We start from the raw sequence: 24,084 nt of genomic DNA, 5'->3' as shown, positions 1-24,084 counted from the left end.
TCAGGTGATGAGACCGCGGACGTACGCGGCCTGACCGACGTGCTGGGCGGTGTCGTCGATTACCGACACCAGGCGTACGGCGCGGGTCACCGGCGGATCCCAGCGGCGGTCGATGACCTCGCTGAGGTCTTGGTCGGACAGACCCTTGAGCACGGTGAGCGTCAGCTCGTGGGCGGCCGCGTGGTAGTCCGCGAGCAGGCTCGGGTCGCTGAGACGAAAGGTGCCGACGTCGGCGCTGGACTGGCCGTAGCCGGTCGCGCTGTCGGCGTAAGGGAGGCTGAACCTGGCCGCGAATCCCTCACTGTCCCAAACCTGTTCGCCGCCCACGAGTTCCGACAGGTGAGAGTCCTGGACACGGCTCAAGTGCCAGACCAACCAGGCGATGGAGTTGGCGTCGGGACCGGGACGGGTCAGCAGCTGCTCGGCGCTGAGACCGTCCAACACGCTCACGACGTTCTCGCGCACCCGCTCGAAGCCGTCCGTCAGGATCTTGGTTGCCACGCTCACGCCAAACCTCCTGGGAGTCGAGACCCCCACGCTAACCCTGCAGGTCAGGCGGCGGTCCAGCCACCGTCCATGGCGTACGACGCCCCGTTGACCATGGCGGCGTCGTCCCCTGCCAGCCAGGTCACCAGAGCGGCGACCTCTCGTGCCTCGACGAACCGCTTGATGCTCGAGCGCGCGAGCAGATCGTCGACCACGACATCCTCGCCGACCTCGCGCTCTGCAGCCAGCCGGGCGATGACGTCATCGAGCTCGGCGGTGCGGATCTGGGCGGGGCTGACGCAGTTGCTGGTGACGCCCCGAGGGCCGGCCTCCAGGGCGGTGACCTTGGACAGACCCTCGAGGGCGTGCGCGGCCGAGACCGCAGCGGCCTGCTCGCGGGCGCCGGCCCGGCCGTAGGCGGAAGTGATGTTGATGATCCGACCCCAGCCACGGTCGTACATGTGGGGAAGGGCCGCGCGGATCAGCAGGTAGGGCGCCTCGACCAGGACGCGGTGCACGCGACCGAAGTCCTGCGGCGTGAGCTCGTGCAGCGGCGCGACAGCGGTGGCGCCCGCGGCGTTGACCAGGATGTCGGCGTCGAGGGTGAGGCTCGCGAGCGCGGCCGTGTCCTGCAGGTTGATCGGCCAGACCTGCCCGCCGATCGCGCTGGCGATCAGACCCGCCCGGTGCTCGTCCTGGTCGGCCACGACGACGCGCGCTCCAGAGGCGGCCAGGGCGCGAGCGCACGCCGCTCCGATCTCGGTGGACCCACCGGTGATCAGGGCCATGCGTCCGTTCGCGTCGGCGTTCACCCACCCATACTGCCTGAGGGTCAGCGGCGCACGACAACGCGGTGTCGACGGGGATAGGAGCCCGAACTTCAACTTCAAGGACAATTTGAAGTTCGCTAGGAGTTCGGGGCCTGGATACAAGACATGGCGGGCGAGGATAGGAGTACGACGTGGGACAGGTTCTGGTAGCGGTCGCGAAGGGACTCCTGATGGGTGCCGTGGTGACGGCGGCGCTCACGGTGCCGTTTGCGGTTGCAGACAGCTACGAGATCGGTGACTACACGGTCTTCGTCGCAGTCTTCGCCATTCCATCCTGTGTGCTGTTCTGCGTCGCGCGTGCTGGTCTCCGAAAGACCTAGCGGCGCATGACGCGGCGGGCCAACCAGTTGCCGGTGAACTGGGCCAGCTGCACCAGGACCACCATGGTCAGCACCGCCACCCAGGTGACCGTCCAGTCGAACCGTTGGTAGCCGTACGTCACCGCGAACTGCCCGAGGCCGCCACCGTTGATCGCGACCGCCGCCGCGGACATGTCCACGACCGCGACGAAGATGAACGTGTAGCCCAGGATCAGCGGGCCGAGCGCCTCCGGGACGAGGACCGTGCGGATGATCCGCCAGGGGGATGCGCCCATCGACTGGGCTGCCTCGATGACGCCGGGGTCGACGCTCACCAGGTTCTGCTCGACGATCCGGGACACCCCGAACGTTGCCGCGATGATCAGCGCAAAGGTCGCCGCCTTGATGCCGATCGTGGTGCCCATCGCGCGCAGCGTGAGCGGCCCGATCGCGGTGATGAAGATGATGAACGGGATCGGACGGACGAGGTTCACCAGCAGGTTGAGCCCGGTGTAGACCGGCACGTTCTCCAGGAGTCCACCGCGACGGGTGCCGTGCAGCAGCACGCCGAGCCCGAGGCCGAGCAAACCGCCGATCAGCAGGGTGAGTAGCACCATGGTGAGGGTCTGCTGGATGGAGTCGAAGTACAGCGGACGCAGCTGGTCCCAGTCGGTGTTCACGCCGCCACCTCCACGGTCGCCGCGCCGGACAGCGCCTCGACGGCGCGCTCCACAGCAGTCGAATCCCCTTGCAGTGCAATGGTGAACGTGCCGATCGACTCATCCTTGATAGTCGTGTAGCCGCCGTGCACGATCTCGAAGCTCACGTCGTGATCGCGGACCACGTCGGTCAGCAGGCCGCCGATCGTGTGCTGGTCCGGCACGGCGACGGTGACGAGCACGCCGTCGTACGTCTCACGCAGGCGGGCGAGCTCGCCGTCGCCTGGGCGGGTGCGCAGGGTGGCGTCGAGGAAGCGGCGCGTGGTCGCGGCCTTCGGTTGCGCCAGGATCTCTCGGACCGGTCCGCTCTCGACAAGACGGCCGTCGTCGAGGACAGCCACGTGGTCGGCGAGGGAGCGTACGACGTCCATCTCGTGCGTGATGACGACGATGGTGACGCCGAGCTCCTCGTTGACCCGGCGGAGCAGGCGCAGGACGTCCTGCGTGGTGTCCGGGTCGAGCGCGCTGGTGGCCTCGTCGGCCAGCAGGATCGGCGGGTTGGTCGCGAGCGCTCGGGCGATGCCGATGCGCTGCTTCTGGCCGCCGGACAGCTCCTCGGGGTAGGCCCACGCCTTGTCGGTCAGGCCGACGAAGGTCAGCAGCTCGGCCACTCGCTTCTGCTGCTGCTCCTTGGACCAGCCGGCGAGCTGGAGGGGATATGCGATGTTGGCGAAGACCGTGCGCGACCCGAACAGGTTGAACTGCTGGAAGACCATGCCGATGCGGGACCGCACCTGGCGAATCTCCTTGGCACTCAACGAGGTCAGATCCTTGCCCTCGACGAGCACCGCGCCAGAGGTGGGCTGCTCGAGACCGTTGATCAGGCGTACGAGCGTGCTCTTGCCGGCACCGGAGTAGCCGATGACGGCGTACACCTGGCCCTGCGCGACATCGAGGTCGATGTCGCGCAGGGCTGTGACGCTGGTGCTGCCCCGGGTGAAGGACTTGCCAACGCCGCGGAGCGAGATGAGTGCCTCGCTCACTTCTTTGCGTCCGCCTTCAGCCCGTCCAGGATCTTCACGAGGTCGGCCTGGGGCTTGTCGACGATGACGGCGGTGTTCTTGGAGTACGCCTTGACCTGCGCGAGGACCGACGGGTCGTGGTAGAGCTTGGCGATCTTGAGGTAGGTCGGGTTGTCCTTGTCCTCGGCGCGCGCGACGAAGGCGTTGATGTAGGGCAGCGCCTCCGGGCGTTTCGGGTCGTCGTTGAACAGCGTCTTGGACGGGTCGAGCTTGGCGTCCAGGGCGAAGTTGTTGTTGATGACCGAGGCGTCGACGGACGGCAGCGAGGCGACCGTCTGAGCGGCGTCGACCGGCGCGACCGTGACCTTGGACGCCGAGGCGTCGACGTCAGCCGGAGTGGACAGCGTGTTGCCGCCACCCTTGAGCTTCAGCAGTCCGGCTTGCTGCAGCACCAGCAGTGCTCGTGCCTGGTTGGTCGGGTCGTTCGGGATGGCGACCTTGCCGCCCTTGGGGATCTGGGTGAGGGCGGTGTGCTTCTTGGAGTACAGGCCGAGCGGCACCACGACGGTCGAGCCGATCGGGGTGAGGTCCTGGCTCGCGCTCACGTCGTAGGTCGCCAGGAACTGCAGGTGCTGGAACAGGTTCAGGTCGGTCTGCTTCTGCGCCAGGGCCGGGTTGGCCTGGGTGTAGTCGCCGAAGTTGACCACCTTGATGGTGATGTCCTGCTTGGCGGCGAGGTCCTGGAGCGGCTTCCAGTACGGCGCGCTCGCCTCGGTGGTGCCGATGCTGACGGTCGTGGTCTTCTTCTCGTCGTCGCCGGACGCTACGGCCTTCACGACGAAGCCGGCGGCCACAAGGACGACGACGCCGGCAGCGACGGCGCCGATCAGCTTGCCGCGGCCTCCGCCCGGGCGCTCGGGCAGCGCGATGATCGAGTCATCTTTGTTCTCAGGGGTATTGGTGTCATCAGACATGGTGATGCCTTTCTGAAGTCATTGAGGAGGAGTCCGCCGCGGTCACGGGGTCTCGATACGCCTCCGCTGGCGCTCCGGCTACTCGACCAGCGGTGGGTTGCGGTTAGCGACAGCTGGGACAGCAGCACCGACGAATCGGCCTGGGAGGAGTCACGTGAGTGTGGTGTGCGCGCTGCATGAGTCGTCCTTGAATCAGCCACTGCGGGAGTGGAGTGCTTGCGCGAGGGGTGGTCGCGCCCGGTCGTCACCTGGAGCACCCCGCCACATCCGTGAGGGTTGCCGCCCAGCAAGCCAGGGCTTGTCGCTGGAACTCTTGACCGCGTCCAAAGTAAGAACTTCGTCATCATCAAGTCAAATCAGTAAGCCAATTCAGTGTTATGGCACGCGTCACACCGTCAGGTCTCGATCCGGACTTGCGACGAGCTGGGCTGAGGCCGCGATCCATCCTGTGACGAACTGAGGAACTCTCGCTCGATCGGGCGAATTCATCTGTCCGCCAGTCGTTCTCGAACCATACGCTGACGATGGTCGAGCTCTGGAGGACAAGATGCGAGTCGTAGTGACCGGCGGTGCAGGATTCATCGGGCAGCACGTCGTGGCCGAGACGCTGCGGCGCGGGCACGACGTGCTGGTCCTGGACTCGCTGCGAGAGGACGTCCATGGTCAGCACGGGTGCCCGCCGAGCGGCGCCCGGCTGCACCTGGGAGACGTGCGGCAGACGTATGACCTCGACGCGGCCCTCCCTGGCGCCGATGTCGTCGTGCATCTCGCTGCCAAGGTCGGGCTCGGCGTGGACGTCTCGGACCTGCCCGACTACGCGTCGAACAACGACCTCGGCACCGCCGAGCTGCTCGCCGCGATGGCACGCCATCGCCTCAACCGGTTGGTGCTGGCGAGCTCGATGGTGGTCTACGGGGAAGGCCTCGGTCGGTGTGCGGAGCACGGGCCCGTCCGCGGACGGCCGAGATCCGAATATGACCTGGCTCAAGGCCAGTTCGAGCCTGAGTGCGTCCGCTGTGGCGCACAGCTGAGCCCATCGCTCGTCGATGAGGAAGCACCGTCCGACCCGCGCAACGCCTATGCCGCATCCAAGCTCGCGCAGGAGCACTACGCCACCAGCTGGGCCCGCGAGACCGGTGGCAGCGCGGCGCTGTTGAGGTATCACAACGTCTACGGTCCCGGCATGCCCCAAGGGACGCCGTACGCCGGTGTCGCCTCGATCTTCACCTCCGCCTTGCGCGACGGGAAGGCTCCGCGCGTCTTCGAGGACGGCGGGCAGCGTCGAGACTTCGTGCACGTGCGGGACATCGCCGCCGCGACCGTGACGGCGGCCGAGCGCCACACGGGTGGAGCGCGCGCGTTCAACGTGGGCACCGGCGTACCTCGCACGGTCGGAGAGATGGCGGCCAGCCTCGCTCACGCGCTCCATGGACCAACGCCCGTCGTCACCGGCGACTACCGACTCGGCGACGTCCGCCACATCACGGCCAACTCTGCGCGGATCCTGGACGAGCTGGGCTGGATGGCGCGCGAGGACTTCGACAAGGGGATGGCCGAGCTCGCGGGTCTCGGGCAGACGGTCAGCGCGCCAGCGGTAGCAGCACGCTGAAGGTGCAGCCCGGCCCGCTGTTGGCGACCTCGACCTCGCCGTCGTGCGCGGTCACGATCTCCTGAGTGATCGCGAGTCCGAGCCCCGCACCCGAGCCGAGACCCGGGTGGGGAGAGCGGGCGGACTGCCCGCGATAGCCGACCTCGAACAAGCGCGGCACCTCCGACTCCGGGATGCCACCGCACTCGTCGGTGACGGTGAGCAGCGCGTACGCCGGGTCTGAGCCGGCCGTCACGCCGAGCGCGACCGTCCCCTGGGGCGCGGTGTGCCGAATCGCGTTGTACACCAGGTTGGTCAGCGCCCGGTTGAGCTGCGCGCTGTCCCCCTCGACCTCGGCCATCGCCCGGGACGAGCCCACGAGTCGTACGCCTTGCAGGGCGGCCAAGGGCTCGAGGCCGGCGAGTGCGTCAGAGACCAGGTCGGCGAGGTCCACGCGTTCGCGACGGGTGACGACGGCACCGGCATGCAGCCGACTCAGGTGGAACAGGTCATCGACCATCTCGGTCAGCCGGTCCACCTCGACCCGCATCTGGTGGTGGTAGCGACCGGGGTCGGCGGCTACGCCGTCCTCGAGGGACTCGGCCATCGCGCGGAGCCCGGCGAGCGGCGTACGCAGGTCGTGCGAGATCCAGGTGACCAGGTCGCGGCGGGAGCGCTCGAGAGCTTGCTCGCGCTCACGGGTCTCGGCGAGGGTGCGTGCGGTGCGGTGCAGGTCGTCGCGCAGGGTGCGCAGCTCACCGGAGACCGCGCGCTGGTCGGGCGCCGGGACGCGGCCCTCACCGATGGCGCTGACAGCCAGCCGGAGCGAGGCGCTGTCCCGACGGAAGGTGCGCGCAGCGGCCGCGGCCGCGACGGAGGCGAGCAATCCTGAGACGAGGGCAGCGATGATCGTGACGTACTCGTCGTCCATCGTGATGAACATCGCGCGGTTGCTGCCCACGACGGCCGCGACCGCGGAAACCGTTGCTACTGCTGCGATCGAGACGAGTACGCCGGCGTGCCACAGTCGACGGGCGGGCCACGTGACCAGCCACGCGACGACCGCGCCGGCCGCACCCCACCCGAGCGCGGTGAGCAGGATGCTGAGCGTGTGGTTCATGCGTCGCGCTGCATCCGGTAGCCGACGCCCCACACGGTCTGGAGCAGCTGCGGGTCGGCCGGGTCGACCTCGATCTTCTGCCGGATGCGTCGCACGTGCACGGTCACGGTCGACTGGTCGCCGAACGTCCAGCCCCAGACGCGTTCCATGAGCTGCTCGCGGGTGAAGGCCTCGCCCGGATGACGCATCAAGTGGATGAGGACGTCCATCTCGCGCACGGTGAGGGCCAGCTCGCGCGGCTCCCCGGCGGCGTCGTCCAGCGTTGCTCGTCGAGCGGCCACGTCGACCGTGAGCGGTCCGATGGTCAGGATCTCGGGTCCCGCAGGCACGGACTGCTTGGCCCGCCGCAGCACCGACTCGACCCGCAGGATCAGTTCCCGCGGCGAGAACGGCTTGGTCACGTAGTCGTCGGCGCCGCGCTCCAGACCGGCGATCCGGTCCTCCTCCTCGCTCAGCGCGGTCAGCATGATGACCGGCAGGTCGGGCAGGGTGCTGCGCACCTGCGCGCACAGCTCCAGACCGTGTACACCGGGTAGGAGGAGGTCCAGGATCACGAGGTCCAGCTCGGCGGCCTCGGGTCCCTTGAGGTACGCCGCCGCTTGCGTCCCATCGGCGAGCCAGGTCGCCTGATGCCCGGCGCGCGTCAGGTAGGCCTCGACGACCTCGGCAACGGTCGGGTCGTCCTCGACGACAAGCACACTGGACACGTCTCCAGAGTAGGTCCGGTGTCGGCGAGTTCGTCGCGCTGACAGGGCTGTTCCGCACTCTGTAAGGGCCAGAGCCCTTCTCTGCGTGACCCGGGATGGCCAGCCTGGAGACATGATCGATGTGATCCTCCCGTGCCTCGACGAGTCGGCGGCCATCCCGCGTGTCCTGGCGGGCCTCCCGCCAGGCGCTCGCGCACTGGTCGTCGACAACGGCAGCACCGACGGCAGCGCTCTCGTTGCGGAGCAGCTCGGCGCGAGCGTGATCCATTGCGGCGCAAAGGGTTACGGCGCCGCGTGCCATGCCGGTCTGCTTGCCGCGACCAGCGACGTGGTGGCCTTCTGTGACTGCGACGACTCGATCGACCTGACCGGATTGATGACGCTGGCAGCGCCGGTGGTGGCCGGCCGCGCCGACCTGGCCGTCGGGAGACGGGTGCCGACCACGCGAGGTGCGTGGCCGTCGTACGCCCGCCTCGCCAATGCGGCGCTCGCCTGGCGGCTGCGTCGGATCGGACTCCCGGTGCGCGACGTCAGCCCGCTGCGGATCGCCCGCCGCGCCGACCTCCTCGCACTCGACCAGCAGGACCGACGCAGCGGCTATCCACTGGAGACGCTCGTACTCGCCGGCCGCGCGGGCTGGCGGGTCGTCGAGCGCGACATCGCCTATCGCCCGCGCATCGGGACCTCGAAGGTCACGGGGACGGTCCGCGGCACCGCCCAGGCGATGCGCGACATGTCCGGGGTGCTGGGCCGGTGCTGACGACGATGGTGGTGATCGCCAAGGAGCCCGTCCCGGGTCGGGTCAAGACGCGGCTGACCAGCCGCGTCTCCCCGGACGCCGCCGCGCGCGTCGCGATGGCCAGCCTGCTGGACACGCTCGACGAGGCCGCTCGGGTTCCGGCGGAGCGCCACGTGCTGCTGCTCGCCGGCCGACCTGGGCTGTGGCTGCCGTCGGGTTGGGATGTCGTGCCGCAGACCGACGGAGGGCTCGACCACCGCATCGCCACCGGACTCGCCAAGCTGCCGACGGGGTCGGCGCTGCTCGTCGGGATGGACACGCCCCAGCTGACCGCAGGGCTCCTCGCCAACGGGATGCCGTCGTACGACGCGTGCCTGGGCCGGGCGACGGACGGCGGCTTCTGGGCGCTCGGGCTGAGCGACTCCAGCCTGGCGCCTGAGCTGGTGGAGGGCGTCCCGATGTCGACCGATCGCACCGGCGCGGCTCAGCTGGAGCGACTGAACGACGCGGGTCTGCGGGTCCAGCACCTGTCTGAGATCCGCGACGTCGACACCCCTGCGGACGCGGACGCTGTAGCGGCACTGGCCCCGACGACGCGGTTCGCGCGGGCGTGGCGCGAGGCGACCGCATGATCGCCGGTGCCCTCGGGCCCTATGAAGGTGCGCTGCGGGATCGGCGGTCGCTGAGCCTGACGACTGCTGACGGCCGGGTGCTCCCGCTGGACATCGCGCGCTACCTCGCTGAGGCGGACGACGCTGATCGCACGGTGCTGGGCAGGTGCGTGGGACCGGTTCTCGACGTCGGGTGCGGGCCGGGACGGATCGTGAGTGCCCTTGCCGCGCAAGGGATTGCGGCGCTCGGGGTCGACATCGCCGACGTTGCGGTTGAGCTGACCGTCCGCCGCGGCGCGCTGGCGCTGCCTCGTGACATCTTCGATCGGGTGCCCGGTGAAGGACGGTGGCGCACGGTCGTCGTGCTCGACGGCAACTCCGGCATCGGAGGCGACCTGAGCGGACTGCTGACGCGGCTGCGCTCTCTGATCTCGAGCACCGGCCGGATCGTGGTGGAGGCGGGGTCTCACGTGCCGGGGACGCACGAGGTGCTGACGGCTCGGTTCGCATCCGACAGCGCGGAGGGCCCTACGTTCCGGTGGGCCGTGGCTTCCGTGGATGTGCTCGCCGAGCAGGCACTCGAGTGCGGCTTGACCGTCGAGGAGCAGTGGTCGAGCGAGGGTCGCGACTTCCTGTCGCTCAGCCGCGCCGCCGCGTGATGCGACCGCGGAGGCGGCCGCCGGCGTACGACGCGGCCGACACGAGTACGACCAGGCCCAGTAGCACCGCGAGGTTGCGCGCGTAGTCCTGCTGGAGGAGTGTCAGCGCCGGGTCGTGTGCGCTCTGTGCGCGGCAGGCGATGACGAGACCGACGCTGCCGATCAGGCCGACCGCAACAGCCGCCGCCTGAATGTGACCGCGTGCCAACGGCACTCGTGCGATCAGCCGTCCGACGCCCTCGATCGTCGGAGCGATGACGAAGTCGTGGACCACGACGGCTCCAGCGAGCCAGACGACGAACAGCAGCGGCTTGGTGCGGGCCGCATGGTCGAGGAGAAGCCATGCGCCGTATGCCGCAACGCCGATCCCCAACGCTCCCAATGAAATTCGGGTCCTCATGCTTGAACCTCGATCCTGGTGACCCACTTGGTCTGCTGCTCGCCCGGGCGATCTGGTGCGATGAGGCGTGCCGGGTAGCCGTGGTCGAGGCTGAGTCGCTCGCCGTGCAGATGGGTGGCCAGCAGCGCCTCGCGCAGCTGACCGGCGCGGATCTCCGACCGCGCGTACGCGCCGTCCTCGAGCGAGACGAGCGTGACGACGCTGTCGGTGTCGCCGCCCACCGAGCGGACGAGGTCGAGGAGGCTCGGACCTTCCCACTCCGCCTGCCGACTCCAGCCCTCAACGCAGGCGATCGGCAGCGAACGTCGTTGTCGTGGAAGCGATTCCAGCTGTTCCAGGGACAGGGTGCGCTGCGTCTCGCCGACGAGGCTGAGCTCGTACGACGGTGCTCGGGCAGCCGTCTCGACCCCGGCTGCCGCTGCTGTCTTGTTCACGGGCAGGTCCTGGTCGGGCGCCTGGTCGGGCCGCCGTGGCGCGAGGACCGCGATCGGAGCGAGGGGTCCGATGACCTGTCCGGCTGTGGTGGCGGCGACCGTCCCGACAGACAGCGTCACGGTGGTGAGGATCCCGCGGCGCGTGAGCTCGTCGTACGCCACCCGTGCGGTCGGCAGCGGCGTCGCCAGACCTGCGCGGATCGTCGGCAGCTGGATCGCGATGTGCAGGATGAGCGCGCCGATGAGCAACCAGGCGGTGGCGTAGTGGACGACGATGAAATCCCATGGCCACGGGTAGAACTGGAGGATGTTGAGGAAGCCAGTGGTCAGCTCCAGCAGCGCCGCAGAGACGAGCAGACCTACGGACGCGCGCTCGACTGCGTGAGCGACAGATCGTGCGGGCGGCCACTGACGCAGCTTGTGCTGCACGGACCAGAGCTTGGCCAGCAGCAGTGGGATCGTGGCGATTCCGGTCAGGACGTGCAGCCCCTGCGTGAGCCGATAGCCCCACGCAGGGGTGGCGGGCGGAGGCAGCCAGGCCCAGGCGTTCGCGTGGTAGTGGCTGATCAGACCGGTCACGAAGCAGGTCGTGAACGCGATGCCGACGGCTCGTCCGAGACGCGCGGTCAGCGACGGGTTGCGCTGACCGGCCTCGGCGGACGGCCACCACCGCGGTGGCGACTCGGAGAGCTTGGTCAAGGGATCGAACACGTGACCATCGTCATGCCGGAACCCCCGATCCGACCCTTACAGACTGCGGAACAGGTTGCCGGGCAGGCGAATTCGCTGCCTGGACACGGCACTCTGGCATGGTGACCCGACGTCTGCTGCCCGTGCTGGTGCTGCTGGTCGTGCAAGTGGCGCTGGTGCTGCTGTTCGTCCGGTCCAGCGACGACCCGTCGCGCCAGGTGTGGGCGCAGCTGGCCGGGTTCGCAGTGTCGTTGGCGATGCTCGCGGCGCTGCGGAAGGTGACGCTGTCGCGGAAGGTGCTCACCGGCGTACTGCTCGGCGGCTGCGCGGTCCTCCAGATCGCGGCGCTCGCGTCCGGCCCGTCCAGCAGTGACGACGACTACCGCTACGTGTGGGACGCGCACGTCCAGCTCAGCGGCACCGATCCGTACCGCTACGCGCCGGCCGACCCCGAGGTCGCCCACCTGCGGACCGACTTCACGTTCCCGACCGAGCGACCGTGCCCGGCGCACCAGGTCGGCGAGATCTGCACCGAGATCAACCGTTCGAGCGTGCACACCATCTACCCGCCGGTCGCGCAGGCGGCCTTCGTAGGGATGCGTCTCCTCGGATCCGGGCACGACGGTCACCTGCCGTTGCAGATCGCGGCGGCGGTCGGCGTACTCGGCTCGACGCTCCTGCTGCTCCGTCTGAGGCGAGGGCGGACGCTGTGGCCGGTAGCGGTGTGGGCGCTGAGCCCGATCGTCGCGGTCGAGGCGACCAACAACGCGCACATCGACTGGCTATCCGTGCTGATGTGCCTCGCTGCCGTCGGCGCTGCGAGGTCTCGCCGGCCGTACGCCGCCGGTCTCGCCATCGGGGCTGCGGCAGCGACGAAGCTGTTCCCCGGGCTACTCCTCGTGATGGCCGGGCGGCGGCCGTGGCGGATGGTGCTGGGCGCGGTCACCGTGCTGGCGCTTGGTTACCTGCCGCACGTGCTCGCGGTCGGGCCGGAGGTGCTCGGCTACCTGCCCGGCTATCTGCGGGAGGAGGAGTACGCCGATGGCGGCCGGTACCTCGTCGTCGGGCTGTTCGTCGGCTCGGATATCGCGACGATCCTCACTCCGGTCCTGCTGGCGGCCGGTCTGGTGCTGCTGTGGTGGCGTGCGGACCCGGACCGCCCGGATCTGACAGCGGTGGCTGCGGTGGGGCTCTATCTGGCGCTGACGACCCCGAACTACTCCTGGTACCCGCTGCTGCTCGTCGCCTTGGTGGCGCTCACGGGGCGGCTGCGGTGGCTGTGGCTGTGCGTGGCACCGACCCTGACCTACTTCGCCGCCGCACTGCCGTGGGACTGGACGGTCACGCGGCTGGTCAGCTACGTCGGGGCGGTGTGCTTCGTCCTCGGGTGTCTGCTCGTTAGGCTGCCCAGGTGCAAGCAGACGTGGCGGGCTATCTCGTCGTAGCAGCGGTGGGCATCGCCGGGATCGTGCTGTTCCTGGCCGCGATGCTCATGCGGCGCATGCTCTCGCCCGTCTCGGCCAACCCCGTGCGCCTCACGACCTACGAGTCGGGCGTCGATCCGGTGGGTCTGCACTGGGGCCAGGTCCAGGTCCGCTATCTGGGCTTCGCCTTCCTCTACGTCATCTTCGCGGTCGACGCGGTCTACCTGTTTCCGTGGGCGCTGGTCCTGCGCAAGGCCGACCTCGGCGCGGCCAGCCTGGCTGAGATGGGCATCTTCATCGCCGTCCTGCTGGTTGGACTCGTGCACGCCGCGCGGCGCGGCCTGCTGAGGTGGCTGCCATGACCGTCGATCTGCCGACCCCCCAAGGTCGGGCCGCTGCAGAACGCCGCGCCCAAGCCGATGCGGCTCGTCCTCAACTGGGGGCGCCGCTACTCGCTCTGGGTCTTCAACTTCGGCCTCGCCTGCTGCGCGATCGAGTTCATCGCGGCGTCCATGGCTCGGCACGACTTCATCCGGCTCGGTGTGATCCCGTTCGCGCCGGGACCGCGCCAGGCCGATCTGATGGTCGTGTCCGGCACCGTCACCGACAAGATGGCACCGGCCATCCGTCGCCTGTACGACCAGATGCCCGAGCCCAAGTACGTCATCTCGTTCGGCGCGTGCTCCAACTCCGGCGGCCCGTACTGGGACTCCTACTCCGTGACCAAGGGCGTCGACCAGCTCATCCCCGTCGACGTCTACGTCCCCGGCTGCCCGCCGCGGCCCGAGGCGCTGCTGCAGGGCATCCTGCGGCTGCAGGACAAGATCGCCGCCGAGGAGCTCACGACCCGGTCGTACGCCAGCCGCCGCACCTTCCGCGGCGCGGTGACCCGCGACCTCGTGGAGCCGCCGGAATGAGCGCCGAAACCCCTTGCCACGACTGCGAGCTCGGCGACTGGATCGAGACCATCCAGGTGCAGCGCGGCGAAGGATTCGACTACTTCGACTGGCTCAGCGCCGTCGACGAGACCGACCGTGAGGAGTCGCCCGGCTTCGACGTCGTGATCCACCTCTACGACATGACGCCCGGTGCGGTGCGCAGCGTTCTCGTCCGCACTCGCGTGCCGGACGGCTCGCCCGTTCCCAGTGTCACGGGCATGTGGCGCGGTGCGGCGTGGCACGAGCGTGAGACCCACGAGATGTTCGGGCTGGAGTTCACCGACTTCGACGACGGGACCGGGCTGGGCATGCGGCCGTTGCTGCTGCCGGACGGGTTCGTCGGCACGCCCCTGCGCAAGTCGTTCGTGCTGGCCGCACGTGCCTCCAAGCCGTGGCCGGGCGCGAAAGACCCTGGTGAGTCAGGGGATTCGCCCCGCAAGGCGCCGGGTCGTCGCAAGACGCTGCCGCCCGGCGTACCCGATCCTTCATGGGGGCCGCGCTGATGTCGGGCTCGTCGATGCTGATGACCGACCTCTGGTGGTTCGAGATCGTGCTGCGCGCGGTGATCGTGCTGATCGGGTTCCTGACGTTGCCGTTGCTTGTGGGTCAGACCGAGCACAAGGTCATGGCGCACATGCAGGGTCGCCTCGGCCCGATGTACGCCGGTGGTTTCCACGGGTGGGCCCAGCTCATCGCCGATGGAGTGAAGTTCACTCAGAAGGAGGACATCGTCCCGGCGGCAGCCGACCGTGGCGCCTTCCGGTGGGCGCCCGCGGTGGCGCTGGTGTCGTACCTCCTGGCGCTCGCCGCGGTGCCGCTCTCGCCCGACATGGTCGGCGCGGACGTGCCGGCCTCGCTGCTGCTGGTGCTGGCCGTCTCCGGCATCGGGACCGTCGGCACGCTGATGGCCGGGTGGTCGTCGGGCAACAAGTACGCCCTCATCGGTGCGATGCGCTCGGCGGCCCAGCTGGTGTCGTACGAGCTGCCGTTGATCCTGTCCTGCGCGTCCTTCGCGCTCGCGGCCGGTTCGCTCTCGCTCGTCGGCATCGCGCACGCGTGGACGCCGCTGTGGCTGATCTGGCAGCTGCCCGGTGCGCTGGTCTTCCTGGTCGCGGCGACCGCCGAGCTGCAGCGGCCCCCGTTCGACATGCCCGTGGCCGACTCCGAGGTCGTGATGGGGCCCTACACCGAGTACACCGGGCTGCGGTTCGCGTTCTTCCTGCTCGCCGAGTACGCCGGCATCGTGGTCATGTCGCTGCTGTTCGCGGTGCTCTACCTCGGTGGCTGGACCGGTCCGTTCGACGGTGCGCTGGGCTGGCTGTGGACGCTGCTCAAGGGCTTCCTGATCGCGGTCCTGATCATCTGGATGCGCGTCTCGTGGCCGCGACTGCGCGAGGACCAGCTGCAGCGGCTCGCCTGGCTCGGCCTGGTGCCGATCGCGTTGCTTCAGCTCGCGATCACCGCGGTCGGCGTCGTCCTCACCGCCTGAGTCCAGCGAAGGTCAGGGCGGGCCCGGTCCGTCGGGGTGGGTGAGGTCGTACGCGCGCGCCACCTTCTGTGGCACCACCATCCGCCAGGCGTCGACCACCAGCTCACGGGCTTCGGTCGGGTCGAGCGCCGACAGGTCGGAGCGGATCCAGTGGAACCGCAGGTCCGACGGCGCCGGGAGCTGAAACTTGTGCGGCTCACCGCCGATCAGCGCTTCGCGCTCCTCTTTCGGGAACGCGAACTCCATCTCGAACTCGTCCAGTGAGAAGGCGACATAGACGATCTGCTTGACGCGAAACTTCAGCCGGCCATGGACTGACACCGGATACGAGCGCTCGAGCTCGGTTCCGAGCGGCAGGACGTCATCAATGGTGGCCATCAGCTCACCTCGTCTCGGGTCGATGGTAGACCGAGACGTGCGAGCGGGACTCGGCCGTGAACTCGCCGCGTGACCAGTCGGCGTACCGCGCCTCGAGCTCCAACCCGGCCAGCTGTGCCATCAGGTCCATCTCCGCAGGCATGACGTAGCGGTGCGGTGACCGGTAGACCTTCGCGTCCTCGCCGTCACCGAAGTGGAAGTGGTGCGAGACCAGGCGCTGGTTGACCGGGTCGAAGATGTCGACGCCCATGTAGCCCGACTCCGCATGGAAGACCGCGCCCTGCTGGCCCGGCGGAAGTTCACGCAGGTCGTGCACGCTGAGCTCGATCACGAAGCGGCCGCCGGGGGAGAGGTGGCGGGCTGCGTTGCGGAAGCACTCGACCTGTTCGGCCTGGGTCAGCAGGTTGGAGATGGTGTTGAAGACGAGGTACGCGAGGGTGAAGTCGCCAGGTACCTGCGTCGTGGCCATGTCGCCGACAACCACGGGAATCGTTGCCGCGTCGACCTTTTCGCGGAGACGGTCCACCATGGGTTGCGATAGCTCAATGCCAGTGACGGGTACGCCGCGCTCCCGCAGTGGGATGGCCACCCTGCCTGTGCCGATGGCCAGCTCCAGAGCGGCGCCGTTACCTGCCAGCTCGGCCAGCAGGTCCACGGTCGGCCCGAGCACCTCCGGTGCGAACATGCCCGTGCCAGGGGAGTCGTACCGCTGTGCCGCGCCGCCGTCCCAGATCTTGTCCTGTGGCTTGTCCCAGACGTCGTCCACGCTCATGACTGCGATCGTCGCGCGGGCATGCGGTGCCAGTCGACCGAATATCCGCTGAGCAGGCGCGCTTCCCGCAGCGCTCTCGGGCGACCGGGTCAGCTGTCGGGCGGCCGCTGGAGGAGCTGCGGGGTCGATGCGAAGCCGAGTCGTTCGTACACCGGCACTGCCTTGCGGCCCGAGTGGACCGTCACGCGTGCGGCCCCGGCCTGTGTCGCGTACGCGGCGGCTGCATCGACGAGCGCCGACCCGATGCCTTGGCCGCGGTACTGCGGCATGACGAAGACGGTCTGGATGTCGGCCGCGAGTCGACGCGTCGCCCCGGGTCGTGGAGTGCGGGGTAGGAGCGCGGCCCACGCCATGCCCACGACTTCGTGATCGTCGACGTCCGCGACGAACGCGTGGTGTGAGTCCTGGTGGTTGGCCCACCAGTGCGCGAGATCGGCCGTGAATGCCTCGAGTGGCAGCTGATCGAGCTGTTCGTCGGGTGCGTCCAGCCACAGCAGCCTGGCCAGGCCGTCGATGTCGTCCGCGGTCCCGCGCCGAATCTTCCGCGCGGGTAGGCGCCTCAGGACGGCCATGAGCTCCGGGGCCATCCAAGGGAGTTGAGCTTCCGCTGTTCCCTGACATCGGCCGCCACAGCGCCCATCATGGCGGCGGACATGAAAGCCGTGCCTGACGCGTTGTCCCAGTCATGTGACCACAGTGTGTGCAGGAAGAACGCGGCGAAGACGATCGCAGCGGCAAGGAAGACCCCGCGCACCACGCGTCGTTCGGTACGTCGCTCGAGCCTCATGTTCGGACACTACGGCCGTTCGAAAGCGACGTCCGTCGAATAGGCGACGAACCTGGGTTGGTCGCCCAGGGACCACTCGGCGACGCGAGATACGAGATGCGACGACACGCTCGGACGATGGGGCCCCTCGTCCGGGATGTCGAACGTCCGATGCGCATCCTGGGCCAAGATCACCTCGAAGCCGACGGCCAGCGCTGTTCGCGCCGTCGCTGCGACGCACATCTCGGACAACAGCCCGCAGATGGAGACCGTCGTGACGCCGTTGGCGCGAAGAACCCGCTCGAGGCCCGTGCCCGCGAATCCGTCATCCGAACTCTTGCGAAAGACGGGCTCTCCGTTTCGCACGGGTACCTCCAGCGCCCACCCGGGAGCGTGCGGCTCATCAGGGCTGCCCGACGCCCCGTCGTTCTGGAGGTGGACAACCAGCGAGCCGGTCGTACGAGCGGCATGCAGCTGGGTGCCGACAGCTGCCATCAGTAGGGCGGCATCGCGTACGGGGCTCACGCCGGTGAGAAAGGCGTGCTGCATGTCGATCGTGATCAGAGCCTGGGCGGGCGAGCGGTCCATCACCACGACAACGTATGTCGGCTGAGCCTCATCTCGGGCGGATGGTACGCACATGTCCGGTCAGCCCGCGTGCAGATGCGCGGTGTCGTTGGCGCGGATCAGCCGCCAGGTGCCGTCGGCCGCGACGTGGTCCCACTCGGTGATTGATGTGAAGTCAGGATCAAAGCGAGTACCCGTCCCGGGTCGCGGGACGTCGAAGAGTTCAAGGAACGTCCGTACGACGAAGCCCGCGTGGGTGACGGCCGCGACTGTCTCGCCGGGGTGTCGTTCGGCGAGCGCCGCCAGGGTTGCTCGAACTCGCGCATTGAAGGTGTTCCACGAATCACTGCCGGGGGAGAGCGGACGATCCGGAACCGCGATCGGGTCGAACGAGCCGTACTTCTGGATGAATTCATCGCGACGCATTCCGTCGCCGTCGCCGACGTGCATCTCGCACAGGTCGCAATCGATTCGGGGAGCTCCGGCACTCAGCGCCGGCGCCAGAATCTCCGCGGTCTGCTGTGCGCGCGGGACCGTGCTGGAGAGCAGCAGGTCGTAGTGGCGGGCCTCCTCGCGGAGCCGATCTCGCAGTCTCGGGGCTTGCGCGCGTCCAAGCTCTGTCAGTCCGGGGCATCCGTTGTCGCCTGCGACCAGTCGCCGGATCGAGTGCTCGGACTCGCCGTGTCTGATCAGTAGCAGTCGCATCTCTCACCTTCTTGTCCATCGAGTCATCTCAGGCGGTCAGGGCGCGAAGCCGTGCCAGCCACTGCTCGCCGGTGCTGTCGAACGGGGGGACGCGACCGACAATGTCGAGCAGGAGCGCCTCTGCAGTTTGCTCTACCGATCGGCTCTCTTGAGCGGTGATGAGGCCAGAGGCGAGGAGCTCTGCGAGCTCGTCGTGATCGATGACCGCGCTTGTTCCATCCGCCGCTCGGAACAGATCGAGCTCCAGGTCGAGGAAGGTCACCTCGTCCTTGCTGACCCGGGGGCGCCCGCAGATGTCGATCGTGAGGTCTGTCGCGTCGGTGAAGCAGAAGTGTGTGAGCCACCTGGCATCAGCAACCAGCCATACTGCATCGGCCCTCTGCTGCTCGGTCGTGACGCCGTCCGGCTGAGTCACCAGGTTGCCGGCCATCGCGCCGAACCAGAGGCCGTGTCGATCCGCTCCGAGGTGGGTCATTGGCCAGGCGAAGGCGGGGTAGGTGCATCCACGCGAGATCGACCACTTCTCCTTCACCATTCGACGTGTACCGCGCATGGGGCCAAGTCTGGTGCCCTCAGAACGGCGGTGGGTCGAACGCCTCGGCCGCGGGCGCTTTGGTCTGGGCGAGCCCAGATCTCAGCGCAGCCATCTGCGGTGATAGCGCGGCTGGGTCGGTGTGTGGTTCGAGGAGGGCGGCCAACTCCCGTTCGAGTGTGGAGATGTCGGGCGGGGCGTGCTCGGCCGGGTCGTGGTGGTCGGCAGGATGGGTGGTTATGCGTCGGCCGGTCAGCGTGGTCCAGTGGACCTGGCCGCTGGTGCCTGGTCGGCATTGCCACCACCCGCGGGTCTTCGGCTCATGGTGACCGCGGTGCAGAGCATGCAGGTTGTCCGGGTGCGTCGCGCCCTGGGCAGGAGTGTCGGCCAGGGCGGACCAGGCCACGATGTGGTCGAGGTCGCACTCGGTGGCCGGGTGCTCACACCCGGGTGCGCGGCAGCGTTGGTCGCGTGCTTGGACCTGTCGGCGCATCGTGGCTGGTGGCCGGTAGCTGGTGGCTGCGTCGATCACCGCGCCGGTGATCGGGTCGGTGACCAGTCGACGCCATACCGATCCTTCGGCGAACGCGAGGTCGCGGACCTGCTCGGCGGTCAGGAACCCGTGCCCGGGGACCTCGGCCACGCCATGACCCGCCCGTGGCGAGTAGCCGCTCGGGTGCGGTGCGGTCCCGCTCGACGAGCAGTCACTGATGAGTCGTCTGCGCGCTGACCGGCGGCCACCGCGGCGCATCGGGTCTGCATCTGAGCACGCGCCCGTGGCCCCGGGCAGCAGGGTGGACAGGTGCACGATGACCTGCAGCTGCGCCGCGGGTGCGTCCGCCAGGAGTGCGTCGCCTGCGACCTGGCCGCGGATCAGCAGGTCGGTGGCGATGTCCGAGCGCAGCTGAGCCAACGTGCGCCCATCACCGGCAGCCCGCGCCCGCCGAGCTAGCGCGGTCACCCGTTGCTGAGCGGCGAAGGCTCGCTCACGAGAGGCGGTGATCGTGGTGTGCGCAACCCCGTGGCTGCCGGCGACAGTGTCGACATCCCGCCGGGCGACTGCGTCCTGGGTGGCGCGCGCTGCGGCCTCGGAGGCGGTCCCGGCCAGCACCAGCTGACGAGCCAGGCGGCGCCGGAACGTGGCCTGCGACAACGGAACCGACCCCAGCACCGCAGCCAGCTCCGCCCCCTGCGCGGCCGGGTCCACATCACTGCCCAGCGGGGCCGCGCCGACCGGCGCGAGGACCCGTTTCGCGACCAGGTCCGCGGTGAGTGGGTCCAGGTGCGCGGTCTCCTTCAACAGGGTGCGCGCCCGCCAGGCGGACACGGTGCCCTGCCGCAACCGCGCCCGCAGATAACCGGCCCGATCAGGTGTCGCGGTCGCGAACGCGACCCGCTCGCGGCACTGCGTGACCGGCAACCCGCTCAACAGCTGCACCTCGACCGTCGCAGCCGTCCGCGCCAGCCCCTGCCGGGTCCGGCGGGTCGAACGCGCCTCGTGCTGGCCAAGATTCAGCCCCGGATCATCCTCGATCGCGGTGACCAGCCGGCCCATCGCTTCGGACTCGATCGACTCCGCCCACGCCTGCACCCCCTGCGCGGCCGTGATCAGCACACCCGCCGCCGCACGCGCCACCACGTGCGCATCGTGCTCATCGACGGCCCCGCCCAGCAAGGGCGACACCGGTGCGGGCGAGCCCGGTGCACGACCGGTCGCCGCGCCGACGACATCAACGAGCCAGGACGCCAGATGCGCGGGCAACCCAGCCAGCGACAACGACTCGGGAGTCTTGTCCGTGGGCGTCGGCTGGTCGGACATCGGGCCTCCTCTCGCGTGGTCGTCGGGCAGCACCAGACTTCGAATATACGTTCGACTCTAGTCGACCAGTTCAACGCCGCGCAAGGCTGAATCATCAATGGGGACAACTAATTTCGGCTGTCGGTGGTCCCTGCTAGGCCGCCTGAGCCCGCCGGTCAAGAGCCGCTGGCCAGCCGAGAGTCAGTCGCGGATCCGCGTCGCCTGGGACCACACAGCGACCCACTGCTCGTCGCGCTTCTCGTAGTGATCGGTGTGCCAGGCCCTGAACTCGACCTCATCAGCGACGGCGATGCGGGCGACGTATCGCAGCACGATGAGGTCGGCGCTCCCGCGCACCGCGATCGGAGTCACGGGTTCGAAGACGACGTAGTCCAGCCGCTTCGACGCGACGTCCTCCAGATACGCGCTCCTCGATCGAACGATCCCGCCCGGATTGATGAGCTCGTAGTCGGCGGCATGGATCTCATCCGCCGCGGTCATGTCGCGCTCCACGAGCGCACGAAGCCGTCGCTCTTCGAGCTGAAGGACCGTGGCAATGGCGTCTGTCATGGACGCGTGTCTAGCACTGGGATCACGGGTTGGGGTCAGAGATCTGCGTTGCCTGAGACCACACGACAACCCATTCGCCGTCGCGCTTCTCGTAGTGGTCGGTGTGCCACGCCCGGAACTCGACCTCGTCCGCGACGCCGATACTGAGACGGATCCGAGCGGCGTACCGCAGCACGATGAGCCCGGCACTTTCCCGCACCGCGATCGGCGTCGTCGGCTCGAAGACGAGATACTCCAGCCGCTTCGATGCGACGTCCGCCAGATATGCGTCCTTGGTGTGGGTCCTGCCGCCAGGGCTGATGAGCTCGTAGTCAGCTGCATGGATCCGGTCGGCGACCGACATGTCGCGCTCGACGAGCGCACGGAGCCGGCGCTTCTCGAGCTGAAGCACCTCGGCCACGTCGTCAGTCACGTACGCGTGTCTAGCAGGCCGGTGACCTGCGCCTCACGCAGATCACCGGCCCAACAGCCAACCGTCAGCTCACGCTGACAGCCCGTCAGCCGGCGCTGACTGAGGGCGCATCAACCGCCCAGTACCAGTCGTTGTCGCCGTTGGTGAGCGACCAGGTGAAGCGGACGGTCGTCGCGCCGGCCGGGATCGGCACCGACACCTGCTCGTTCTTCGCCACAACGTCGCCGGAGTACCGCAGGACCTCCTTGGGGGCGCCCCCGTTGAACGACACCGAGACGGCCGCGACCTCGTTGCCCTCCTTGCGGTAGTGCGAGCCGAACCGCAGAGTGGCCGTCGCCTTGCCGCTGATCCCGGTGTACGCCGGGGTGCTCATCTTCGTGTTGTACGTGCCGGTGTGCGTCTTGTCCGACCACTCGTCGGAGTCCGCCACGGCGAAGACACCTCGAGCTCGGACGTTGGCCTCACGCGACTGCCCGGGCTCGGCACGGGTCCAGAAGTCGTCCGTGGTCAGGCTCCAACCCGACCACTCAGCCACGCCACCCGTGCCCAGGCCGGTGTTGTCGACGCTCCACCCGCTCGGGAACGACTTCGTCCAGCCCAGCACCGACGTCGGGATCCCGGTCTCGTCCTGCCGTGCCTTGAGCGAGGAGACCTGCTTGTCGAACGGGTCGCTGCTCGCCGTTGCATAGGGCCGGCCGTCGAGGACCGACGGGCGCGGTGCACCGAAGATCGAGAGCACCTCCGCGGCAGTGTCGACGTTCTTGGGCGCGATCGCCGGTACGCCGGGCGTTCCGTGGGCGCCGCTCTCGATGACGAACGAGGAGCGTTCCGGCGGGGTGTTGCCACCGTGCCCGCCGGCGTCGGTGTGCCCGTGGTCGGCCGTCACGATGAAGGTCCACTTCTCAGTCGGGTACGTCGCGCGCGCCTTGACCGCCGCCACGACCTGGCCGATGCGTACGTCTGTGTCCTCGATGGCCTTCTGGTAGCACGCACCGGCCGCACCGCACGTGTGACCCGCGTGGTCGACGTCGTCGAAGTGCAGGAACGTGGCGTTCGGCCCCTGGCCCCGAAGCCGGGAGACCGCGTTGGCGGCCGTATCGGCATCGCCCGTCGAGACGTAGCGCGTGTCGACCGCAGACGTGATGGGTGCCGGCCCGGCCGACCCGTCGAGCAGGGGCGCCCAGGTGACGGCGGCGTACGTCGACAGGGAGGAGTTGAACTGCTCGAGACGGGTGAGGAAGTCGGGATACTGCGCGAGATTGCTCGAGGGCCAGGTGTTGTCGAGGACCTTGTGCTTGTCGGGCCACACGCCGGTGAGGTTGGTGGCCCACCCGGGCCCGGACAGGGTGGGAGACAGGGGGGGTGCGTACAGCGTCGTCTTGCTGCGGTAGCCCGTCGCGATCAGCGCGTCGAGGTTGGGCGCCGCGGCCGGCGCGATCTTGTCGAAGAGGAGGCCGTCGATGCCGAGCACGACCACGTGCTCGGTCGTGGCACTCACCTGCGGTGAGCCAGGGGACGGGGCGGGTCTGGCCTGCGCGCCTGGCGTGATGACCAGGGCAGTCGTACAGATCGAGGCAGTGGCGAGGAGGGCCGTGCGTGCGGCCCTCCCACGTCGGACAGTGGACGTGATGCTCATGCGGAGCTCCTTGGAAGCAGGGCGAGTTGCTGCGACGCAAGTCATCGTCGGGGCCTTCACCCCGGAACGGGAGAGGACCTTTCCCCCTTCTCGCTTATGGCTCCGATAGCCCAGGTGTGGGGACTGCCCGGCTACGGGAGCGCCTCGCCCAGGAAGCCCTCGATCCGGCGCCAGGACTCGGCCACGGCAGCGGCGTCGTACGCCGGGGTCTCGGGCCAGAAGAACGCGTGACCGACGCCCGGGAGCACCACGACCTCATGCGGTACGCCGGACGAGGCGAGCGCCGCGTCGATCGTGGCCGCCTCCTCCGGGCCGACGAGCGTGTCAGCGCCTCCCACAATCATCAGCAGCTCGCCGGTGATCCCGGGAGTCAGGTCGAGCGTCGGTTCGGGACGGCTGAGCGGGATGTCCGTCCCTGCCAGCCACCCGGCGTACAGCACGACGGTCTTGGCGAACGGGAGAGCGGTCGCAGCCAGGTAGGCGATATGACCACCCATGCTGAAGCCGGCGATGGACGGTGCGCCGGCGACGTCGGTCCGCTGGGCGAGATGGTCGAGCGTGGCCTGCAGGTCGGCGATGACGTTCGTACGCGTCAGCGCGTTCAGCTGGTCGAAGCCGGCCTTCCGGCCCGCGTCGTCCCGCTCCAGCCACTGGCCGGCCTCGAGGCCGCGGTGATAGATCTCGGGCGCCACGGCAACGAAGCCACGCGACGCGAAGTCTGCGAGGACGCCCTCGATGTCCGGGTTCACACCGAACAGCTCGTGGATCACGACGACGGCTGGGAACGGGCCCGCCCCGCTGGGCGCCACGGAGAGCAGCCGCATGGCTGGTGCGTCAGGAACGGTCAGGTCGGTGGTCTCGCGACGTAGGTCACTCACG

30 protein-coding genes, 1 pseudogene and 1 riboswitch are annotated in these 24,084 nt (G+C 68.9%); of the genes and pseudogenes, 10 read left to right on the top strand and 21 right to left on the bottom strand.

All coding sequences use genetic code 11. The features are described 5' to 3' along the window. A complete protein-coding gene (locus VV02_RS21880; protein WP_052595061.1) occupies positions 1-507 on the bottom strand; it encodes a mycothiol transferase in 507 nt (168 codons plus the stop codon). 44 nt (positions 508-551) lie between these two features. Beyond that, positions 552-1,298 carry an SDR family oxidoreductase gene (locus tag VV02_RS21875; RefSeq protein ID WP_052595059.1) on the bottom strand — a complete coding sequence of 249 codons (747 nt, stop codon included), beginning with the start codon at positions 1,296-1,298 and terminating at the stop codon, positions 552-554. Between the two features lie 149 nt (positions 1,299-1,447). On the opposite strand from VV02_RS21875, the gene VV02_RS21870 reads away from it, so the two are divergent. Continuing rightward, on the top strand, positions 1,448-1,636 hold the full coding sequence (locus VV02_RS21870) for a hypothetical protein (RefSeq protein WP_052595058.1): 189 nt from the start codon (positions 1,448-1,450) through the stop codon (positions 1,634-1,636). On the opposite strand, the gene VV02_RS21865 is transcribed toward VV02_RS21870, so the two are convergent. Genes VV02_RS21865 through VV02_RS21855 form a run of 3 tightly spaced genes read right to left on the bottom strand, consistent with a single transcriptional unit; the run spans position 1,633 to position 4,270 of the window. Further along, positions 1,633-2,232 carry a methionine ABC transporter permease gene (locus tag VV02_RS21865; protein ID WP_179945388.1) on the bottom strand — a complete coding sequence of 200 codons (600 nt, stop codon included), beginning with the start codon at positions 2,230-2,232 and terminating at the stop codon, positions 1,633-1,635. The genes VV02_RS21870 and VV02_RS21865 overlap by 4 nt on opposite strands. Positions 2,233-2,291: 59 nt before the next feature. Further along, positions 2,292-3,317, bottom strand: coding sequence for a methionine ABC transporter ATP-binding protein (locus VV02_RS21860; RefSeq protein ID WP_052595054.1), 1,026 nt, complete (start codon positions 3,315-3,317; stop codon positions 2,292-2,294). Next, entirely contained in the window at positions 3,314-4,270 is a 957-nt protein-coding gene (locus tag VV02_RS21855; protein ID WP_052595052.1) for a MetQ/NlpA family ABC transporter substrate-binding protein, read from the bottom strand. The genes VV02_RS21860 and VV02_RS21855 overlap by 4 nt, the downstream gene beginning before the upstream one ends. A gap of 207 nt (positions 4,271-4,477) precedes the next feature. After that, positions 4,478-4,589, bottom strand: a riboswitch (SAM riboswitch). Between the two features lie 228 nt (positions 4,590-4,817). Here VV02_RS21855 and VV02_RS21850 point away from each other — a divergent pair. Beyond that, entirely contained in the window at positions 4,818-5,879 is a 1,062-nt protein-coding gene (locus VV02_RS21850; protein WP_052595050.1) for an NAD-dependent epimerase/dehydratase family protein, read from the top strand. On the opposite strand, the gene VV02_RS21845 is transcribed toward VV02_RS21850, so the two are convergent. Both VV02_RS21845 and VV02_RS21840 read right to left on the bottom strand, forming a co-directional pair. Beyond that, positions 5,851-6,978, bottom strand: a complete 1,128-nt coding sequence (locus VV02_RS21845) for a sensor histidine kinase (protein WP_052595048.1) — start codon at positions 6,976-6,978, stop codon at positions 5,851-5,853. The genes VV02_RS21850 and VV02_RS21845 overlap by 29 nt on opposite strands. Continuing rightward, positions 6,975-7,685, bottom strand: coding sequence for a response regulator transcription factor (locus VV02_RS21840; protein ID WP_052595046.1), 711 nt, complete (start codon positions 7,683-7,685; stop codon positions 6,975-6,977). The genes VV02_RS21845 and VV02_RS21840 overlap by 4 nt, the downstream gene beginning before the upstream one ends. Positions 7,686-7,797: 112 nt before the next feature. On the opposite strand from VV02_RS21840, the gene VV02_RS21835 reads away from it, so the two are divergent. The 3 genes from VV02_RS21835 to VV02_RS21825 are packed head-to-tail and all read left to right on the top strand — an operon-like array spanning position 7,798 to position 9,694. Continuing rightward, positions 7,798-8,445 (top strand): glycosyltransferase family 2 protein, encoded by a 648-nt coding sequence (locus VV02_RS21835; RefSeq protein WP_218917455.1) that lies wholly within the window; start codon positions 7,798-7,800, stop codon positions 8,443-8,445. After that, a complete protein-coding gene (locus VV02_RS21830) occupies positions 8,439-9,056 on the top strand; it encodes a TIGR04282 family arsenosugar biosynthesis glycosyltransferase (protein WP_245633163.1) in 618 nt (205 codons plus the stop codon). Before VV02_RS21835 ends, VV02_RS21830 begins: the two co-directional genes overlap by 7 nt. Next, the gene (locus tag VV02_RS21825; RefSeq protein WP_157063500.1) at positions 9,053-9,694 is read left to right on the top strand and encodes a class I SAM-dependent methyltransferase; all 642 of its coding nucleotides are present in this window, start codon (positions 9,053-9,055) and stop codon (positions 9,692-9,694) included. The genes VV02_RS21830 and VV02_RS21825 overlap by 4 nt, the downstream gene beginning before the upstream one ends. Here the strand turns inward: VV02_RS21825 and VV02_RS21820 are convergent. Together VV02_RS21820 and VV02_RS21815 are read right to left on the bottom strand one after the other, a co-directional pair. After that, positions 9,675-10,094: a hypothetical protein gene (locus VV02_RS21820; RefSeq protein WP_157063499.1), complete on the bottom strand. Its 420-nt coding sequence runs from the start codon at positions 10,092-10,094 to the stop codon at positions 9,675-9,677. The two genes, VV02_RS21825 and VV02_RS21820, sit on opposite strands and share 20 nt — an antisense overlap. After that, the gene (locus VV02_RS21815; protein ID WP_218917454.1) at positions 10,091-11,239 is read right to left on the bottom strand and encodes a molybdopterin-dependent oxidoreductase; all 1,149 of its coding nucleotides are present in this window, start codon (positions 11,237-11,239) and stop codon (positions 10,091-10,093) included. Before VV02_RS21815 ends, VV02_RS21820 begins: the two co-directional genes overlap by 4 nt. Positions 11,240-11,340: 101 nt before the next feature. Between VV02_RS21815 and VV02_RS21810 the strand changes: the two genes are divergently transcribed. The 5 genes and pseudogenes from VV02_RS21810 to nuoH all read left to right on the top strand — a co-directional run bounded on the left by VV02_RS21810 (position 11,341) and on the right by nuoH (position 15,069). Beyond that, on the top strand, positions 11,341-12,663 hold the full coding sequence (locus VV02_RS21810; RefSeq protein ID WP_169787734.1) for a glycosyltransferase 87 family protein: 1,323 nt from the start codon (positions 11,341-11,343) through the stop codon (positions 12,661-12,663). Further along, positions 12,630-13,004 carry an NADH-quinone oxidoreductase subunit A gene (locus tag VV02_RS21805; protein WP_245633162.1) on the top strand — a complete coding sequence of 125 codons (375 nt, stop codon included), beginning with the start codon at positions 12,630-12,632 and terminating at the stop codon, positions 13,002-13,004. Before VV02_RS21810 ends, VV02_RS21805 begins: the two co-directional genes overlap by 34 nt. Next, a pseudogene (locus VV02_RS21800) lies at positions 13,001-13,559 on the top strand (NADH-quinone oxidoreductase subunit B). Before VV02_RS21805 ends, VV02_RS21800 begins: the two are co-directional and overlap by 4 nt. Next, positions 13,556-14,083: an NADH-quinone oxidoreductase subunit C gene (locus VV02_RS21795; protein ID WP_052595033.1), complete on the top strand. Its 528-nt coding sequence runs from the start codon at positions 13,556-13,558 to the stop codon at positions 14,081-14,083. The pseudogene VV02_RS21800 and the gene VV02_RS21795 overlap by 4 nt, the downstream one beginning before the upstream one ends. Then, entirely contained in the window at positions 14,068-15,069 is a 1,002-nt protein-coding gene (nuoH, locus tag VV02_RS21790) for an NADH-quinone oxidoreductase subunit NuoH (protein WP_052595031.1), read from the top strand. The genes VV02_RS21795 and nuoH overlap by 16 nt, the downstream gene beginning before the upstream one ends. A gap of 12 nt (positions 15,070-15,081) precedes the next feature. Here the strand turns inward: nuoH and VV02_RS21785 are convergent, their stop codons facing one another. The 12 genes from VV02_RS21785 to VV02_RS21730 all read right to left on the bottom strand — a co-directional run bounded on the left by VV02_RS21785 (position 15,082) and on the right by VV02_RS21730 (position 24,083). Continuing rightward, a complete protein-coding gene (locus VV02_RS21785; protein ID WP_052595029.1) occupies positions 15,082-15,447 on the bottom strand; it encodes an MmcQ/YjbR family DNA-binding protein in 366 nt (121 codons plus the stop codon). 4 nt (positions 15,448-15,451) lie between these two features. After that, entirely contained in the window at positions 15,452-16,219 is a 768-nt protein-coding gene (locus tag VV02_RS21780; RefSeq protein ID WP_052595026.1) for a class I SAM-dependent DNA methyltransferase, read from the bottom strand. 89 nt (positions 16,220-16,308) lie between these two features. Next, positions 16,309-16,806: a GNAT family N-acetyltransferase gene (locus tag VV02_RS21775; RefSeq protein WP_083450346.1), complete on the bottom strand. Its 498-nt coding sequence runs from the start codon at positions 16,804-16,806 to the stop codon at positions 16,309-16,311. Further along, positions 16,779-17,006 carry a hypothetical protein gene (locus VV02_RS21770; protein ID WP_157063498.1) on the bottom strand — a complete coding sequence of 76 codons (228 nt, stop codon included), beginning with the start codon at positions 17,004-17,006 and terminating at the stop codon, positions 16,779-16,781. Before VV02_RS21770 ends, VV02_RS21775 begins: the two co-directional genes overlap by 28 nt. 9 nt (positions 17,007-17,015) lie before the next feature. Next, complete coding sequence (locus VV02_RS21765; protein WP_052595022.1) at positions 17,016-17,573, bottom strand: isochorismatase family protein; 558 nt, start codon at positions 17,571-17,573, stop codon at positions 17,016-17,018. Positions 17,574-17,633: 60 nt separating this feature from the next. Then, positions 17,634-18,257: a histidine phosphatase family protein gene (locus VV02_RS21760; RefSeq protein ID WP_052595020.1), complete on the bottom strand. Its 624-nt coding sequence runs from the start codon at positions 18,255-18,257 to the stop codon at positions 17,634-17,636. A gap of 28 nt (positions 18,258-18,285) precedes the next feature. Then, a complete protein-coding gene (locus VV02_RS21755; protein WP_083450345.1) occupies positions 18,286-18,810 on the bottom strand; it encodes a ribonuclease FAU-1 family protein in 525 nt (174 codons plus the stop codon). A gap of 19 nt (positions 18,811-18,829) precedes the next feature. Then, on the bottom strand, positions 18,830-20,608 hold the full coding sequence (locus tag VV02_RS21750; protein WP_052595017.1) for an HNH endonuclease signature motif containing protein: 1,779 nt from the start codon (positions 20,606-20,608) through the stop codon (positions 18,830-18,832). A gap of 180 nt (positions 20,609-20,788) precedes the next feature. Then, complete coding sequence (locus tag VV02_RS21745; protein ID WP_052595015.1) at positions 20,789-21,157, bottom strand: nuclear transport factor 2 family protein; 369 nt, start codon at positions 21,155-21,157, stop codon at positions 20,789-20,791. A 22-nt stretch (positions 21,158-21,179) separates the two neighbouring features. After that, complete coding sequence (locus VV02_RS21740; RefSeq protein ID WP_052595012.1) at positions 21,180-21,569, bottom strand: nuclear transport factor 2 family protein; 390 nt, start codon at positions 21,567-21,569, stop codon at positions 21,180-21,182. Positions 21,570-21,654: 85 nt separating this feature from the next. After that, positions 21,655-23,205, bottom strand: a complete 1,551-nt coding sequence (locus tag VV02_RS21735) for an alkaline phosphatase family protein (RefSeq protein WP_052595010.1) — start codon at positions 23,203-23,205, stop codon at positions 21,655-21,657. Between the two features lie 131 nt (positions 23,206-23,336). After that, a complete protein-coding gene (locus VV02_RS21730) occupies positions 23,337-24,083 on the bottom strand; it encodes a dienelactone hydrolase family protein (RefSeq protein ID WP_169787733.1) in 747 nt (248 codons plus the stop codon). Position 24,084 lies beyond the last annotated feature (1 nt).

This window comes from Luteipulveratus mongoliensis (assembly GCF_001190945.1).
Taxonomy (GTDB): domain Bacteria; phylum Actinomycetota; class Actinomycetes; order Actinomycetales; family Dermatophilaceae; genus Luteipulveratus; species Luteipulveratus mongoliensis.
This window is presented reverse-complemented; position numbering and strand designations above follow the sequence as displayed.